This window comes from Enterobacter sp. MGH 33 (genome assembly GCF_000534535.1).
GTDB classification, from domain to species: Bacteria; Pseudomonadota; Gammaproteobacteria; order Enterobacterales; family Enterobacteriaceae; genus Enterobacter; species Enterobacter hormaechei_C.
In genome coordinates, this window is sequence record NZ_KI973212.1 from 4,651,345 (window position 1) to 4,664,176 (window position 12,832).

27 protein-coding genes are annotated in these 12,832 nt (G+C 50.0%); 1 reads left to right on the plus strand and 26 read right to left on the minus strand.

The features are described from left to right. Position 1 precedes the first annotated feature (1 nt). The 24 genes from rpsM to rpsJ form a co-directional block, all read right to left on the minus strand. Positions 2–358: a 30S ribosomal protein S13 gene (gene rpsM, locus L379_RS02400; RefSeq protein WP_003863308.1), complete on the minus strand. Its 357-nt coding sequence runs from the start codon at positions 356–358 to the stop codon at positions 2–4. A 146-nt stretch (positions 359–504) separates the two neighbouring features. Then, complete coding sequence (gene rpmJ / locus L379_RS0124350; protein ID WP_000868187.1) at positions 505–621, minus strand: 50S ribosomal protein L36; 117 nt, start codon at positions 619–621, stop codon at positions 505–507. Between the two features lie 31 nt (positions 622–652). Beyond that, positions 653–1,984 (minus strand): preprotein translocase subunit SecY, encoded by a 1,332-nt coding sequence (secY, locus tag L379_RS02395; RefSeq protein WP_003863305.1) that lies wholly within the window; start codon positions 1,982–1,984, stop codon positions 653–655. Positions 1,985–1,991: 7 nt separating this feature from the next. Further along, positions 1,992–2,426, minus strand: coding sequence for a 50S ribosomal protein L15 (gene rplO / locus L379_RS02390; protein WP_003863304.1), 435 nt, complete (start codon positions 2,424–2,426; stop codon positions 1,992–1,994). Positions 2,427–2,429: 3 nt separating this feature from the next. Beyond that, entirely contained in the window at positions 2,430–2,609 is a 180-nt protein-coding gene (gene rpmD / locus L379_RS02385; protein WP_003863301.1) for a 50S ribosomal protein L30, read from the minus strand. A gap of 6 nt (positions 2,610–2,615) precedes the next feature. Continuing rightward, on the minus strand, positions 2,616–3,116 hold the full coding sequence (gene rpsE / locus L379_RS02380; RefSeq protein ID WP_003863299.1) for a 30S ribosomal protein S5: 501 nt from the start codon (positions 3,114–3,116) through the stop codon (positions 2,616–2,618). A gap of 14 nt (positions 3,117–3,130) precedes the next feature. Further along, positions 3,131–3,484 (minus strand): 50S ribosomal protein L18, encoded by a 354-nt coding sequence (gene rplR / locus L379_RS02375; RefSeq protein ID WP_003863297.1) that lies wholly within the window; start codon positions 3,482–3,484, stop codon positions 3,131–3,133. 9 nt (positions 3,485–3,493) lie between these two features. Beyond that, complete coding sequence (gene rplF / locus L379_RS02370) at positions 3,494–4,027, minus strand: 50S ribosomal protein L6 (protein WP_006178917.1); 534 nt, start codon at positions 4,025–4,027, stop codon at positions 3,494–3,496. A gap of 12 nt (positions 4,028–4,039) precedes the next feature. Continuing rightward, positions 4,040–4,432, minus strand: coding sequence for a 30S ribosomal protein S8 (rpsH, locus tag L379_RS02365; protein ID WP_006178918.1), 393 nt, complete (start codon positions 4,430–4,432; stop codon positions 4,040–4,042). 30 nt (positions 4,433–4,462) lie between these two features. Next, positions 4,463–4,768, minus strand: a complete 306-nt coding sequence (rpsN, locus tag L379_RS02360; RefSeq protein WP_003863291.1) for a 30S ribosomal protein S14 — start codon at positions 4,766–4,768, stop codon at positions 4,463–4,465. 14 nt (positions 4,769–4,782) lie between these two features. Then, positions 4,783–5,322 carry a 50S ribosomal protein L5 gene (gene rplE / locus L379_RS02355; RefSeq protein WP_003863290.1) on the minus strand — a complete coding sequence of 180 codons (540 nt, stop codon included), beginning with the start codon at positions 5,320–5,322 and terminating at the stop codon, positions 4,783–4,785. Between the two features lie 14 nt (positions 5,323–5,336). Then, positions 5,337–5,651 carry a 50S ribosomal protein L24 gene (gene rplX / locus L379_RS02350; RefSeq protein WP_003863287.1) on the minus strand — a complete coding sequence of 105 codons (315 nt, stop codon included), beginning with the start codon at positions 5,649–5,651 and terminating at the stop codon, positions 5,337–5,339. Positions 5,652–5,661: 10 nt separating this feature from the next. Beyond that, positions 5,662–6,033 carry a 50S ribosomal protein L14 gene (rplN, locus tag L379_RS02345; RefSeq protein ID WP_002919748.1) on the minus strand — a complete coding sequence of 124 codons (372 nt, stop codon included), beginning with the start codon at positions 6,031–6,033 and terminating at the stop codon, positions 5,662–5,664. A gap of 166 nt (positions 6,034–6,199) precedes the next feature. Next, entirely contained in the window at positions 6,200–6,454 is a 255-nt protein-coding gene (gene rpsQ, locus L379_RS02340) for a 30S ribosomal protein S17 (protein WP_002438707.1), read from the minus strand. Then, positions 6,454–6,645 carry a 50S ribosomal protein L29 gene (rpmC, locus tag L379_RS02335; protein ID WP_003863282.1) on the minus strand — a complete coding sequence of 64 codons (192 nt, stop codon included), beginning with the start codon at positions 6,643–6,645 and terminating at the stop codon, positions 6,454–6,456. The genes rpsQ and rpmC overlap by 1 nt, the downstream gene beginning before the upstream one ends. Next, positions 6,645–7,055 (minus strand): 50S ribosomal protein L16, encoded by a 411-nt coding sequence (gene rplP, locus L379_RS02330; RefSeq protein WP_002919759.1) that lies wholly within the window; start codon positions 7,053–7,055, stop codon positions 6,645–6,647. Before rplP ends, rpmC begins: the two co-directional genes overlap by 1 nt. A 12-nt stretch (positions 7,056–7,067) precedes the next feature. After that, positions 7,068–7,769 (minus strand): 30S ribosomal protein S3, encoded by a 702-nt coding sequence (gene rpsC / locus L379_RS02325; protein WP_000529945.1) that lies wholly within the window; start codon positions 7,767–7,769, stop codon positions 7,068–7,070. Between the two features lie 17 nt (positions 7,770–7,786). After that, positions 7,787–8,119, minus strand: coding sequence for a 50S ribosomal protein L22 (gene rplV / locus L379_RS02320; protein ID WP_002919773.1), 333 nt, complete (start codon positions 8,117–8,119; stop codon positions 7,787–7,789). A gap of 14 nt (positions 8,120–8,133) precedes the next feature. Further along, the gene (gene rpsS, locus L379_RS02315) at positions 8,134–8,412 is read right to left on the minus strand and encodes a 30S ribosomal protein S19 (protein ID WP_001138117.1); all 279 of its coding nucleotides are present in this window, start codon (positions 8,410–8,412) and stop codon (positions 8,134–8,136) included. Positions 8,413–8,428: 16 nt separating this feature from the next. Then, positions 8,429–9,250, minus strand: coding sequence for a 50S ribosomal protein L2 (gene rplB / locus L379_RS02310; protein WP_000301859.1), 822 nt, complete (start codon positions 9,248–9,250; stop codon positions 8,429–8,431). Positions 9,251–9,267: 17 nt separating this feature from the next. Then, positions 9,268–9,570, minus strand: a complete 303-nt coding sequence (gene rplW / locus L379_RS02305; protein WP_000617546.1) for a 50S ribosomal protein L23 — start codon at positions 9,568–9,570, stop codon at positions 9,268–9,270. Continuing rightward, complete coding sequence (gene rplD, locus L379_RS02300; protein WP_000424395.1) at positions 9,567–10,172, minus strand: 50S ribosomal protein L4; 606 nt, start codon at positions 10,170–10,172, stop codon at positions 9,567–9,569. The genes rplW and rplD overlap by 4 nt, the downstream gene beginning before the upstream one ends. A 10-nt stretch (positions 10,173–10,182) precedes the next feature. Next, positions 10,183–10,812 (minus strand): 50S ribosomal protein L3, encoded by a 630-nt coding sequence (rplC, locus tag L379_RS02295; protein ID WP_003863274.1) that lies wholly within the window; start codon positions 10,810–10,812, stop codon positions 10,183–10,185. Positions 10,813–10,844: 32 nt separating this feature from the next. After that, positions 10,845–11,156, minus strand: a complete 312-nt coding sequence (gene rpsJ, locus L379_RS02290; RefSeq protein WP_001181005.1) for a 30S ribosomal protein S10 — start codon at positions 11,154–11,156, stop codon at positions 10,845–10,847. Positions 11,157–11,536: 380 nt separating this feature from the next. Between rpsJ and L379_RS02285 the strand changes: the two genes are divergently transcribed. Beyond that, positions 11,537–12,010 (plus strand): prepilin peptidase, encoded by a 474-nt coding sequence (locus L379_RS02285; RefSeq protein ID WP_032655326.1) that lies wholly within the window; start codon positions 11,537–11,539, stop codon positions 12,008–12,010. On the opposite strand, the gene bfr is transcribed toward L379_RS02285, so the two are convergent. Continuing rightward, positions 11,994–12,470 carry a bacterioferritin gene (gene bfr, locus L379_RS02280; RefSeq protein WP_003863270.1) on the minus strand — a complete coding sequence of 159 codons (477 nt, stop codon included), beginning with the start codon at positions 12,468–12,470 and terminating at the stop codon, positions 11,994–11,996. The two genes, L379_RS02285 and bfr, sit on opposite strands and share 17 nt — an antisense overlap. Before the next feature lie 72 nt (positions 12,471–12,542). Continuing rightward, complete coding sequence (gene bfd, locus L379_RS02275) at positions 12,543–12,737, minus strand: bacterioferritin-associated ferredoxin (RefSeq protein ID WP_003863268.1); 195 nt, start codon at positions 12,735–12,737, stop codon at positions 12,543–12,545. Positions 12,738–12,832 lie beyond the last annotated feature (95 nt).

Consider the following 12,832-nt stretch of genomic DNA (forward strand, 5'->3'; position numbering starts at 1 on the left):
ATTATTTCTTGATCGGTTTGCGCGGACCCTTACGGGTACGTGCGTTGGTCTTAGTACGCTGACCGCGCACTGGCAGACCACGACGATGACGCAAACCGCGATAGCAACCAAGATCCATCAGGCGCTTGATGCTCATGCTGATTTCACGGCGCAGATCACCTTCAACGACAAATTTGGCAACTTCGTCACGCAGCGTGTCGATTTGTTCTTCAGACAGCTCACTGATCTTAACATCTTCAGCGATACCCGCTGCAGCCAGAATGGCTTTAGAACGGGTCTTGCCGACGCCATAGATCGAAGTTAATGCGATCACAGCATGTTTCTGATCAGGAATGTTAATGCCTGCTATACGGGCCACTATGCACTCCTACTATTTAATATGTACGCACCATGCTGAAAAGCCCGTTTTCAGGATACTCAAATGGAAACGTACAGACATACAAAAGATTGGCTGGCTAATCTAGCCAGCTCAACCCAACTTTGCAAGAAAAATATGCGAAATAATCAGCCTTGGCGCTGTTTATGCTTCGGCTCGGCACTGCAAATCACACGGATGACACCATCACGCTTAACGATTTTGCAGTTACGGCATAATTTCTTGACGGAAGCACGAACTTTCATTTTTACTCTCCGTAACTTCTCAGGCGACCAGTTAGCGGCCGTAGCCTTTCAGGTTCGCCTTCTTCAATGCAGACTCATACTGACTGGACATCATCAGAGTTTGCACTTGAGCCATAAAGTCCATAATCACGACCACAACGATAAGCAGTGAGGTCCCACCGAAGTAGAACGGTACTTTCATTGCATCACGCATGAACTCCGGGATCAGGCAGATAAAAGTAATATAAAGCGCACCAACCAAAGTCAGGCGAGTCATTACTTTATCGATATACTTCGCCGTTTGCTCTCCCGGACGAATTCCTGGTACAAATGCACCGGACTTCTTCAGGTTATCTGCTGTTTCACGCGGGTTGAAGACCAACGCCGTGTAGAAGAAACAGAAGAAGATGATCGCAGACGCATAGAGTAACACATAAAGTGGTTGCCCAGGCTGCAAATACAGCGAAATTGTTGTCAGCCAGTTCCAACCAGTACCGCCCCCGAACCATGACGCGATGGTTGCCGGGAACAGAATAATACTGGAAGCGAAGATAGCCGGGATAACCCCCGCCATATTCACTTTCAGCGGTAAATGTGTGCTCTGTGCAGCATAGACACGACGACCCTGCTGACGTTTAGCGTAGTTCACCACAATGCGGCGTTGACCACGTTCAACGAAGACAACAAAGAACGTCACTGCAAATACTAATACTGCAACCAACAGCAACAGGAGGAAGTGCAGGTCGCCTTGACGCGCTTGCTCGATAGTATGGGCGATGGCCGGCGGGAGACCCGCAACGATACCGGCGAAGATAATGATTGAGATACCGTTACCGATACCTCGTTCAGTAATCTGTTCGCCGAGCCACATCAGGAACATGGTCCCTGTGACCAGACTTACAACAGCGGTGAAATAGAATGCAAAGCCTGGGTTTAATACCAGGCCCTGCATACCAGGCATATTCGGAAGACCGGTAGCAATACCGATCGACTGGAATATTGCCAGCACCAGAGTGCCGTAACGGGTGTACTGGCTAATCTTACGACGTCCAGACTCCCCTTCTTTCTTCAACTCTGCCAGGGCCGGATGAACGACCGTCAGCAGCTGGATAATAATCGATGCCGAAATATACGGCATAATACCCAGTGCGAAAATAGAAGCACGGCTGAGAGCACCACCAGAGAACATGTTGAACATTTCAATGATGGTGCCTCGCTGTTGCTCAAGCAGTTTGGCAAGTACAGCGGCATCAATACCAGGGATCGGAATAAAAGAGCCAATACGGAACACAATCAGCGCGCCGATTACAAACAGCAGTCTGCGTTTCAGCTCGCCAAATCCACCTTTGGCACTTTGAAAATCTAATCCCGGTTGCTTAGCCATCTGCTACTTATTCCTCAATTTTACCGCCAGCAGCTTCGATAGCAGCACGAGCACCTTTAGTAACACGCAGGCCACGAACAGTTACCGGAGTAGAAACTTCACCAGCCAGGATCACTTTCGCGAACTCGATCTGGATACCGATAATGTTAGCCGCTTTCAGCGTGTTCAGGTCTACAACGCCGCCTTCAACTTTCGCCAGGTCAGACAGACGGATTTCCGCTGTGATCGCTGCTTTGCGAGAGGTGAAGCCGAACTTCGGCAGACGACGGTACAGTGGCATCTGGCCACCCTCGAAACCGCGACGTACGCCACCGCCAGAACGAGAGTTCTGACCTTTGTGACCACGACCACCGGTTTTGCCGAGGCCAGAACCGATACCACGACCCAGGCGTTTACCCGCCTTTTTAGAGCCTTCGGCCGGAGACAGAGTATTTAAACGCATCTCTTACTCCTCAACTTTAACCATGAAGTAAACCGCGTTGACCATACCACGAACAGCAGGAGTATCCTCGCGCTCAACGGTATGACCAATACGACGCAGACCCAGGCCAAGCAGCGTTGCCTTGTGTTTCGGCAGACGACCGATTGCACTGCGGGTTTGAGTGATTTTAATAGTCTTTGCCATGGTCAATTACCCCAGAATTTCTTCAACGGATTTACCACGCTTGGCAGCGACCATTTCTGGAGAATTCATATTTTCCAGGCCATCAATAGTTGCACGAACCACGTTGATCGGGTTGGTGGAACCATATGCTTTAGCCAGAACGTTATGAACTCCAGCAACTTCCAGAACGGCGCGCATTGCACCACCGGCGATGATACCGGTACCTTCGGAAGCTGGCTGCATGAATACACGAGAACCCGTGTGAACACCTTTAACTGGGTGTTGCAGGGTACCGTTGTTCAGCGCGACGTTAATCATATTGCGACGGGCTTTTTCCATCGCTTTCTGGATCGCTGCTGGAACTTCACGCGCTTTACCGTAACCAAAACCAACGCGACCGTTACCATCACCCACTACAGTCAGAGCTGTGAAGGAGAAAATACGACCACCTTTAACGGTTTTAGATACGCGGTTTACCGCGATCAGCTTTTCCTGCAGTTCGCCAGCCTGTTTTTCGATGTGAGCCATCTTACACCTCTACCTTAGAACTGAAGGCCAGCTTCACGGGCAGCATCTGCCAGTGCCTGGACACGACCATGATATTGGAACCCGGAACGGTCAAAGGAAACATTGCTGATGCCTTTTTCCAGAGCGCGTTCAGCGACAGCTTTACCTACAGCTGCTGCGGCGTCTTTGTTACCGGTATACTTCAATTGTTCTGAGATAGCTTTTTCTACAGTAGAAGCAGCTACCAGAACTTCAGAACCGTTCGGTGCAATTACCTGTGCGTAAATATGACGCGGGGTACGATGTACCACCAGGCGAGTTGCACCCAGCTCTTTGAGCTTGCGGCGTGCGCGGGTCGCACGACGGATACGAGCAGATTTCTTATCCATAGTGTTACCTTACTTCTTCTTAGCCTCTTTGGTACGCACGACTTCGTCGGCGTAACGAACACCCTTGCCTTTATAAGGCTCAGGACGACGGTAGGCGCGCAGATCTGCTGCAACCTGACCGATCAGCTGTTTATCAGCGCCTTTCAGCACGATTTCAGTCTGAGTCGGGCATTCTGCAGTGATACCGGCCGGCAGCGGATGCTCAACAGGGTGTGAGAAGCCCAGAGACAGGCCTACTGCATTCCCTTTGATAGCTGCACGATAACCTACACCAACCAGCTGAAGCTTTTTAGTGAAGCCTTCGGTAACACCAACAACCATTGAGTTCAGCAGGGCACGCGCGGTACCAGCCTGAGCCCATCCATCCACGAAACCATCACGTGGACCGAAGGTCAGAGCGTTATCTGCATGTTTAACTTCAACAGCATTGTTGAGGGTACGAGTCAGCTCGCCGTTTTTACCTTTGATCGTAATAACCTGACCGTCGATTTTTACATCAACGCCGGCAGGAATAACGACCGGTGCTTTAGCAACACGAGACATTCTTTCCTCCGATTAGGCTACGTAGCAGATAATTTCGCCACCAAGACCAGCCTGGCGCGCTGCACGATCAGTCATAACACCTTTAGAGGTAGAAACAACTGCGATACCAAGACCAGCCATTACTTTTGGCAGCTCATCTTTTTTCTTATAGATGCGCAGGCCTGGGCGGCTGACACGCTGAATGCTTTCTACAACAGCTTTACCCTGGAAATACTTGAGAGTAAGTTCCAGTTCCGGCTTGGTGTCGCCTTCAACTTTAAAATCTTCGATAAAACCTTCTTCCTTCAGCACGTTGGCAATTGCCACTTTCAGCTTGGCGGAAGGCATGGTGACCGCAACTTTGTTCGCGGCCTGACCGTTACGGATACGGGTCAGCATATCCGCGATCGGATCTTGCATGCTCATCTGTCTTTACTCCCGTGATTCAATTGGTAATTACCAGCTAGCCTTTTTCAAGCCTGGCACTTCACCGCGCATGGCGGCTTCACGCAGTTTGATACGGCTCAACCCAAACTTGCCCACATAACCATGTGGACGACCTGTTTGACGACAGCGGTTACGCTGACGAGACGGGCTGGAATCACGCGGCAGAGACTGCAGCTTGAGAACCGCATTCCAACGATCTTCGTCGGAAGCGTTCACATCAGAAATGATCGCTTTCAGTTCAGCGCGTTTAGCGAAGAATTTATCAGCTAAAGCTACGCGCTTTACTTCGCGTGCTTTCATTGATTGCTTAGCCATTCAGTAACCCTACCTTACTTGCGGAACGGGAAGTCAAAGGCAGCCAGCAGAGCACGGCCTTCTTCATCAGATTTCGCAGTAGTGGTAATGGTAATATCCAAACCACGCACGCGGTCGACTTTATCGTAGTCGATTTCTGGGAAGATGATCTGCTCACGGACACCCATGCTGTAGTTACCACGACCGTCGAAAGACTTAGCGGACAAGCCACGGAAGTCACGGATACGTGGAACAGCAATAGTGATCAGGCGCTCAAGGAACTCCCACATGCGTTCGCCACGCAGAGTTACTTTACAGCCGATCGGATAGCCCTGACGGATTTTGAAGCCTGCAACAGATTTGCGTGCTTTGGTGATCAGCGGTTTTTGACCGGAGATTGCTGTCAGGTCAGCTGCTGCGTTATCCAGCAGTTTCTTGTCAGCGATCGCTTCACCAACACCCATGTTCAGGGTGATCTTCTCGACCCGAGGGACTTGCATGACAGAATTGTAGTTAAACTCAGTCATGAGTTTGTTAACTACTTCGTCTTTGTAGTAATCATGCAGTTTCGCCATCGTACTACTCCAAATTACTTGATAGTTTCGCTGTTAGATTTGAAGAAACGGACTTTTTTACCGTCTTCGAATCTAAAGCCTACACGGTCAGCCTTGCCGGTAGCCGCATTGAAGATTGCAACGTTAGAAACCTGAATAGCAGCTTCTTTTTCAACGATGCCGCCTGGTTGGTTCAGGGCCGGAACCGGCTTCTGATGTTTCTTAACCAGGTTGATACCTTCAACGACAAGTTTGCCGGAAGACAGAACATTTTTTACTTTACCGCGTTTACCTTTATCTTTACCGGTTAACACGATAACTTCGTCATCACGACGGATTTTCGCTGCCATGATTCGCTCCTTAGAGTACTTCTGGTGCCAGAGAGATAATTTTCATGAACTTCTCAGTACGAAGTTCACGAGTTACCGGCCCAAAGATACGCGTGCCGATAGGCTGCTCGCTGTTATTGTTTAAAATAACGCATGCATTACCATCGAAGCGAATGACAGAACCGTCAGGGCGACGAACACCCTTCTTGGTGCGCACCACTACCGCCTTCAGCACATCACCTTTTTTGACCTTACCACGTGGAATTGCTTCCTTGATGGTGATCTTGATGATGTCGCCTACGCCTGCGTAGCGACGGTGCGAGCCACCCAGAACCTTGATACACATTACGCGACGTGCACCGGAGTTGTCGGCGACGTTCAGCATAGTCTGTTCTTGGATCATTTTAGTGCTCCGCTAATGTCAACTACTACCTGAGACTCTAAAATCAGAGCCGTTAAAAAGCCCCATATCGAGGGCGCGGTATTATAACACCGCTTCTGCAATATGGGTAGAAAAAATAAACGGCTCATCGCTGAGCCGTTTATTCGTATTGAGAATGCGTACTCTATTACAGAACCGCTTTCTCTACAACGCGAACCAGCGTCCAGGACTTAGTCTTGGACAGTGGACGGCATTCACGGATTTCAACCTTGTCGCCGATACCACATTCGTTGTTCTCGTCATGTACGTGCAGTTTGGTCGTACGCTTGATGAATTTACCGTAGATCGGGTGTTTCACAAAACGTTCGATAGCTACAACAATGGATTTCTCCATTTTATCGCTAACAACACGACCTTGCAGAGTACGGATTTTATCGGTCATTACGCACCCGCCTTCTGAGTCAGTAAAGTCTTAACGCGCGCAACATTGCGACGCACTTGCTTCAGCAGGTGAGTCTGTTGCAGCTGGCCACTTGCAGCCTGCATACGCAGGTTGAACTGCTCACGCAGCAGGTTCAGCAGCTCAGCGTTCAGCTCTTCAACGCTTTTTTCACGCAGCTCTTTTGCTTTCATTACATCACCGTCTTAGTTACAAAGGTGGTTTTGATAGGCAGTTTCGCTGCTGCCAGGCCGAAGGCTTCACGGGCCAGCTCTTCCGGAACACCGTCCATTTCATAAAGGACTTTGCCCGGTTGGATCAAGGCAACCCAGTACTCCACGTTACCTTTACCTTTACCCATACGAACTTCCAGTGGCTTCTCGGTGATCGGTTTGTCCGGGAATACACGGATCCAGATCTTACCTTGACGCTTAACTGCACGGGTCATTGCACGACGTGCTGCTTCGATCTGACGTGCAGTCAGACGACCACGGCCAACAGCTTTCAGACCGAAAGTGCCGAAGCTAACATCCGTACCCTGCGCCAGACCACGGTTGCGGCCTTTGTGCACTTTACGGAATTTTGTACGCTTTGGTTGTAACATCAGCGACGCTCCTTATTTACGGCCTTTACGCTGCTGCTTTTTAGGTTGAGCAGCCGGTTTTTCCGGTTGTTCAACAGCAGCCATACCACCCAGGATCTCACCTTTGAAGATCCATACCTTAACGCCGATTACACCGTAAGTGGTGTGCGCTTCAGAGGTGTTGTAGTCGATGTCAGCACGCAGAGTGTGCAGCGGTACGCGACCTTCGCGGTACCATTCGGTACGTGCGATTTCCGCGCCGCCCAGACGGCCGCTAACTTCAACTTTGATACCTTTAGCGCCCAGACGCATTGCGTTCTGTACAGCACGCTTCATAGCACGACGGAACATAACGCGACGTTCCAGCTGAGAAGTGATGCTGTCAGCAACCAATTTAGCGTCCAGTTCAGGCTTACGAACTTCAGCGATATTGATCTGTGCAGGAACGCCAGCGATATCCGCTACGACCTTGCGCAGTTTTTCTACGTCTTCGCCTTTCTTACCGATAACGATGCCAGGGCGAGCAGTGTGAATAGTCACACGGATGCTCTTAGCTGGACGCTCGATAACGATACGAGATACAGACGCTTTAGCCAGTTCCTTAGTCAGGTACTGACGTACTTTAAAATCGCTGTCCAGGTTGTCAGCGAATTCTTTGGTGTTCGCAAACCAGGTAGAGTTCCATGGTTTTACAATACCCAGGCGAATACCATTAGGATGTACTTTCTGACCCATTGCTAGTCTCCAGAGTCTCAGCGATCGGACACAACCACAGTAATGTGGCTGGTGCGCTTCAGGATGCGATCTGCACGACCTTTCGCACGCGGCATAATGCGCTTCATGCTTGGGCCTTCATCTACGAAAATTTTCGCGACTTTCAGATCGTCGATGTCAGCGCCATCGTTGTGTTCAGCGTTAGCAATGGCAGATTCCAGTACTTTCTTGACCAATACCGCAGCTTTCTTGTTGGTATAGGTCAGGATGTCCAGGGCCTGCGACACTTTCTTACCGCGAATCAGGTCAGCAACAAGGCGAACCTTCTGTGCAGAAGAACGAGCATGGCGATGTTGAGCTAAAGTTTCCATCTCTTCCTCCTACCTTATTTCTTCTTCGCTTTTTTATCAGCAGCGTGGCCGCGATAAGTACGAGTCGGTGCGAATTCACCCAGTTTGTGACCAACCATTTCGTCGGTAACAAAGACTGGAACGTGCTGACGACCATTATGGACAGCGATGGTCAAACCGATCATGTTAGGAAAGATCGTTGAACGACGGGACCAAGTGCGCAGGGGCTTCTTGTCTCCGCTTTCCACCGCTTTCTCTACCTTCTTCAGCAAGTGCAGGTCAATAAAAGGACCTTTCTTGAGAGAACGTGGCATGGCTTATCCTCTAAAATTATTTGCTACGGCGACGTACGATAAATTTATCAGTACGCTTGTTGCTGCGGGTCTTCTTACCTTTGGTCTGAACGCCCCACGGAGTTACCGGGTGCTTACCAAAGTTACGACCTTCACCACCACCATGTGGGTGGTCGACTGGGTTCATCGCAGTACCGCGAACGGTAGGACGAACACCACGCCAGCGTGCAGCACCAGCTTTACCCAGAACGCGCAGCATATGCTCAGCATTGCCAACTTCGCCCAGAGTAGCGCGGCAGTCTGCTTCGACTTTACGCATTTCACCAGAACGCAGACGCAGGGTGACATAAGCACCGTCACGCGCAACGATCTGAACGTAAGTACCCGCGGAACGCGCCAGCTGACCGCCTTTACCAGGTTTCATTTCTACGTTATGAACGGTAGAACCAACCGGGATATTGCGCATCGGCAGGGTGTTGCCTGCTTTGATTGCAGCATCAACGCCAGACTGAATCTGGTCGCCAGCTTTCAGGCCTTTAGGGGCCAGGATGTAACGGCGTTCGCCATCTTTGTACAGAACCAGCGCGATGTTCGCGGAACGGTTCGGATCGTACTCAAGACGCTCAACAACTGCTGGGATACCGTCTTTGTTGCGTTTGAAGTCAACAATACGATAAGCCTGCTTGTGGCCACCACCGATGTGACGAGTGGTGATACGGCCATTGTTGTTACGACCACCGGATTTGCTGTTTTTTTCCAGCAACGGAGCAAAAGGTTTGCCCTTGTGCAGCTCAGGGTTAACCACTTTAACTACGTGGCGACGACCCGGAGATGTCGGTTTACATTTAACAACTGCCATTGTATTACTCCTCCGACTTACTCAGCGCCGCCAACGAAGTCCAGGTTCTGGCCTTCTTTCAGGGTGACGTAAGCTTTTTTCCAGTCGCTACGACGACCGATACGCTGTCCGTGACGTTTAACTTTCCCTTTAACTACCAGGGTGTTAACGACTTCGACTTCGACTTCAAACAGTTTCTGCACAGCAGCTTTGATCTCTGCTTTGGTCGCGTCTTTAGCAACTTTGAGAACGATGGTGTTTGTTTTTTCCATCGCAGTAGACGCTTTTTCAGAAACGTGCGGTGCGCGCAGCACCTTCAGCAGACGTTCTTCACGAATCATGCCAGCATCTCCTCAACTTGCTTAACAGCATCAGCAGTCATTACGACTTTGTCGAAGGCGATCAGGCTAACCGGGTCGATACCAGTCGCGTCGCGTACGTCAACCTTGTGCAGGTTACGCGCGGCCAGGAACAGGTTCTCGTCCAGCTCACCGGTGATGATCAGCACATCTTCCAGAGCCATGTCTTTCAGTTTCTGTGCCAGCAGCTTAGTTTTAGGCGCTTCAACAGAGAACTTCTCGACAACGATCAGACGATCCTGACGTACCAGTTCGGACAGAATGCTTTTCAGCGCGCCGCGGTACATCTTTTTGTTAACTTTTTGACTGTGGTCCTGTGGACGCGCAGCGAAGGTCACGCCACCTGAACGCCAGATCGGGCTCTTGATAGAACCTGAACGCGCACGGCCGGTACCTTTCTGGCGCCATGGCTTTTTGCCTGAACCAGTTACTTCAGCACGAGTCTTCTGAGCACGAGTACCCTGACGAGCACCAGCTGCATAAGCAACAACAACCTGGTGAACCAGCGCTTCGTTGAAATCACGACCGAAGGTAGTTTCGGAAACAGTCAGCGCGCTCTGCGCGTCTTTCAATACTAATTCCATTGCTATCCCCTTACGCCTTCACAGCTGGTTTAACGATCAGGTCGCTACCGGTTGCACCCGGGACCGCACCTTTAACCAGCAGCAGGTTGCGCTCAGCGTCAACACGTACTACGTCCAGGCTCTGAACGGTTACACGTTCGTTGCCCAGCTGACCTGCCATTTTCTTGCCTTTGAACACTTTGCCCGGAGTCTGGTTCTGACCGATAGAACCCGGAACGCGGTGAGACAAGGAGTTACCGTGAGTAGCGTCCTGGGTACGGAAGTTCCAGCGCTTAACGGTACCAGCAAAACCTTTACCTTTAGAGGTACCGGTTACGTCAACTTTTTTAACGTCAGCAAACAGCTCAACGCTAATGTCCTGACCTACGGTGAACTCTTCGCCTTCAGCAAGACGGAATTCCCACAGACCACGGCCAGCTTCAACGCCAGCTTTAGCGAAGTGACCCGCTTCTGGTTTGGTTACACGGTTAGCTTTTTTAGCACCAGTGGTAACCTGAATAGCGCGGTAGCCATCGTTAGCCAGATCTTTAACCTGAGTAACGCGGTTTGCTTCAACTTCGATTACGGTTACTGGGATAGAAACGCCATCTTCAGTGAAGATGCGGGTCATACCCACTTTTTTACCGACTAAACCAATCATTGTTTCAACCTCTCAATCGCTCGATGACCTGATTAACCCAGGCTGATCTGCACGTCTACACCGGCAGCCAGATCCAGACGCATCAGAGCATCAACGGTTTTCTCAGTTGGCTCAACGATGTCAACCAGACGCTTGTGAGTGCGGATTTCGTACTGATCACGCGCATCTTTGTTAACGTGCGGAGAGATCAGAACGGTAAAGCGCTCTTTGCGGGTCGGCAGCGGGATCGGACCACGGACTTGCGCACCAGTGCGCTTAGCAGTCTCGACGATTTCCGCGGTTGATTGATCGATCAGACGATGATCAAACGCTTTAAGGCGGATACGGATTCTTTGGTTCTGCATGAGACCAGAGCTCCAATTATTTTATAAACGAAAATGATTACTCCTCAAACCCATTACGATTGATGGGAGAGTGTAACCGTTCTTACGTAGCTCCCCAATTGGGAGCATTGTTGAGTAACAAAGTGAGCTACTCTGGTTCAGATTGAACCCGCCGTCAATTACGACAAGCCCGCGCATTATACGTAAATCAGAGAAAGACGCAAGTGCCGTTTAGAAATTAAGCGCCAAAGACGTACTATACGTAAGGCCGCGCAATTTTTTATGCAAAGTATCCCTTCTCAACTCTTTGTCTGAAGCCGCTACGCAATTGCTGTTTTTACACATTGCCGGGCATGCAGATTATTACGAGTATGCGCTCAAACCATTTTGAGGCTCTCGCTATGCTACTGTCCCTCCCCTTTCTGCTGATCTATTTTGCGTTATCGGCCTTGCTTGTTCGCACCGATATTCGCACGGGGCTTCTTCCCGATAAATTTCTTTGCCCGCTGCTGTGGACGGGCCTGCTCTACCAGCTTTGTCACCATCCTGATTTTTTGCCGAGCGCGGTAGTGGGTGCGATGGCAGGATACGCCGGATTCGCCATTATCTATTGGGGATACCGTCTCATCTGCCGACGTGAAGGGATGGGATATGGCGACATAAAATATCTGGCGGCGCTGGGGGCATGGCATGGCTGGTGTGTACTACCAATACTTGCATTAGTGGCCGCGTTAATGGCTCTGCTGTATCTGGTTGCTTTCTCGTTATTTACCCCTGATAAGCAGGCATTAAAAAACCCACTGCCTTTTGGGCCATTTCTGGCGGCAGCGGGTTTATGCGTTGGCTGGGAAAGCCTGATTAACTTTCCACTTTGATCTGAGACTGAAGGTAGTTCTGTAGGCCAATTTTGCTAATGAGATCCAGTTCGGTCTCAAGCCAGTCGATGTGCCCTTCTTCATCGGCCAGGATCTGGATCATCATATCGCGGCTGACGTAGTCATGTACGCTGTCCGCATAGGCAATGGCTTCACGCAGATCTTTTGCACCCTCCAGCTCCAGCCGGAGATCAGAACGCAGCATCTCTTCGACATCTTCTCCGATGCCCAGTTTTCCGAGATCCTGTAGGTTAGGAATGCCTTCGAGGAATAAAATACGCTCAATGTATTTATCGGCGTGTTTCATTTCATCAATGGACTCATGGTATTCAACATCGTTGAGGCGAGTCAGTCCCCAGTTTTTAAACATTCTTGCATGGAGAAAATACTGATTGATTGCGACAAGCTCATTTCCCAATAATTTATTGAGATAACTTATGATTTTAACATCACCTTTCATTATATAGTCCCTCCGCTTCCACTCATTGAAGCGTAGATCGGGCTACGGGGATGTCAAAAAAAAGATAGAGGCTTACGCGATCTCTTTGAATTCCGGGATCTGCATCAGTTCGTCCTGCATGATCTCACGCGCTGCGCGAACGCATTTACCGCATTGATTTCCCACCGGAACAAACTTGCGAAGCTGCTGGAAAGATTGTGGTTGAAACTGGCGAACGGCCTGACGAATTTTTTTGTCGCTTACACCATTACATAAACAAACGTACATAAAGACTCCCGTTCAAAATATGCGCAAAGTGTAAGTGAGAATGGTTATGATTACAATAGCGCGGGCGTCGGAATACGTGGCGGGAGAAAGCAAAA

Bases quoted from the DNA above. Each gene is read 5' to 3' on its own strand.
- rpmJ (WP_000868187.1), bottom strand. From the start codon at position 621: ATGAAAGTTCGTGCTTCCGTCAAGAAATTATGCCGTAACTGCAAAATC.
- rpsH (WP_006178918.1), bottom strand. From the start codon at position 4,432: ATGAGCATGCAAGATCCGATCGCGGATATGCTGACCCGTATCCGTAAC.
- secY (WP_003863305.1), bottom strand. From the start codon at position 1,984: ATGGCTAAGCAACCGGGATTAGATTTTCAAAGTGCCAAAGGTGGATTT.
- rplD (WP_000424395.1), bottom strand. From the start codon at position 10,172: ATGGAATTAGTATTGAAAGACGCGCAGAGCGCGCTGACTGTTTCCGAA.
- rplC (WP_003863274.1), bottom strand. From the start codon at position 10,812: ATGATTGGTTTAGTCGGTAAAAAAGTGGGTATGACCCGCATCTTCACT.
- rplW (WP_000617546.1), bottom strand. From the start codon at position 9,570: ATGATTCGTGAAGAACGTCTGCTGAAGGTGCTGCGCGCACCGCACGTT.
- rpsE (WP_003863299.1), bottom strand. From the start codon at position 3,116: ATGGCTCACATCGAAAAACAGGCTGGCGAACTGCAGGAAAAGCTGATC.
- bfr (WP_003863270.1), bottom strand. From the start codon at position 12,470: ATGAAAGGTGATGTTAAAATCATAAGTTATCTCAATAAATTATTGGGA.
- rpsC (WP_000529945.1), bottom strand. From the start codon at position 7,769: ATGGGTCAGAAAGTACATCCTAATGGTATTCGCCTGGGTATTGTAAAA.
- rplE (WP_003863290.1), bottom strand. From the start codon at position 5,322: ATGGCGAAACTGCATGATTACTACAAAGACGAAGTAGTTAACAAACTC.
- rpmC (WP_003863282.1), bottom strand. From the start codon at position 6,645: ATGAAAGCAAAAGAGCTGCGTGAAAAAAGCGTTGAAGAGCTGAACGCT.
- rplP (WP_002919759.1), bottom strand. From the start codon at position 7,055: ATGTTACAACCAAAGCGTACAAAATTCCGTAAAGTGCACAAAGGCCGC.
- rplF (WP_006178917.1), bottom strand. From the start codon at position 4,027: ATGTCTCGTGTTGCTAAAGCACCGGTCGTTATTCCTGCCGGCGTTGAT.
- rplB (WP_000301859.1), bottom strand. From the start codon at position 9,250: ATGGCAGTTGTTAAATGTAAACCGACATCTCCGGGTCGTCGCCACGTA.
- rplR (WP_003863297.1), bottom strand. From the start codon at position 3,484: ATGGATAAGAAATCTGCTCGTATCCGTCGTGCGACCCGCGCACGCCGC.
- rpsQ (WP_002438707.1), bottom strand. From the start codon at position 6,454: ATGACCGATAAAATCCGTACTCTGCAAGGTCGTGTTGTTAGCGATAAA.
- rplX (WP_003863287.1), bottom strand. From the start codon at position 5,651: ATGGCAGCGAAAATCCGTCGTGATGACGAAGTTATCGTGTTAACCGGT.
- rplV (WP_002919773.1), bottom strand. From the start codon at position 8,119: ATGGAAACTTTAGCTCAACATCGCCATGCTCGTTCTTCTGCACAGAAG.
- rpmD (WP_003863301.1), bottom strand. From the start codon at position 2,609: ATGGCAAAGACTATTAAAATCACTCAAACCCGCAGTGCAATCGGTCGT.
- L379_RS02285 (WP_032655326.1), top strand. From the start codon at position 11,537: ATGCTACTGTCCCTCCCCTTTCTGCTGATCTATTTTGCGTTATCGGCC.
- rpsJ (WP_001181005.1), bottom strand. From the start codon at position 11,156: ATGCAGAACCAAAGAATCCGTATCCGCCTTAAAGCGTTTGATCATCGT.
- bfd (WP_003863268.1), bottom strand. From the start codon at position 12,737: ATGTACGTTTGTTTATGTAATGGTGTAAGCGACAAAAAAATTCGTCAG.
- rpsN (WP_003863291.1), bottom strand. From the start codon at position 4,768: ATGGCTAAGCAATCAATGAAAGCACGCGAAGTAAAGCGCGTAGCTTTA.
- rpsS (WP_001138117.1), bottom strand. From the start codon at position 8,412: ATGCCACGTTCTCTCAAGAAAGGTCCTTTTATTGACCTGCACTTGCTG.
- rplO (WP_003863304.1), bottom strand. From the start codon at position 2,426: ATGCGTTTAAATACTCTGTCTCCGGCCGAAGGCTCTAAAAAGGCGGGT.
- rplN (WP_002919748.1), bottom strand. From the start codon at position 6,033: ATGATCCAAGAACAGACTATGCTGAACGTCGCCGACAACTCCGGTGCA.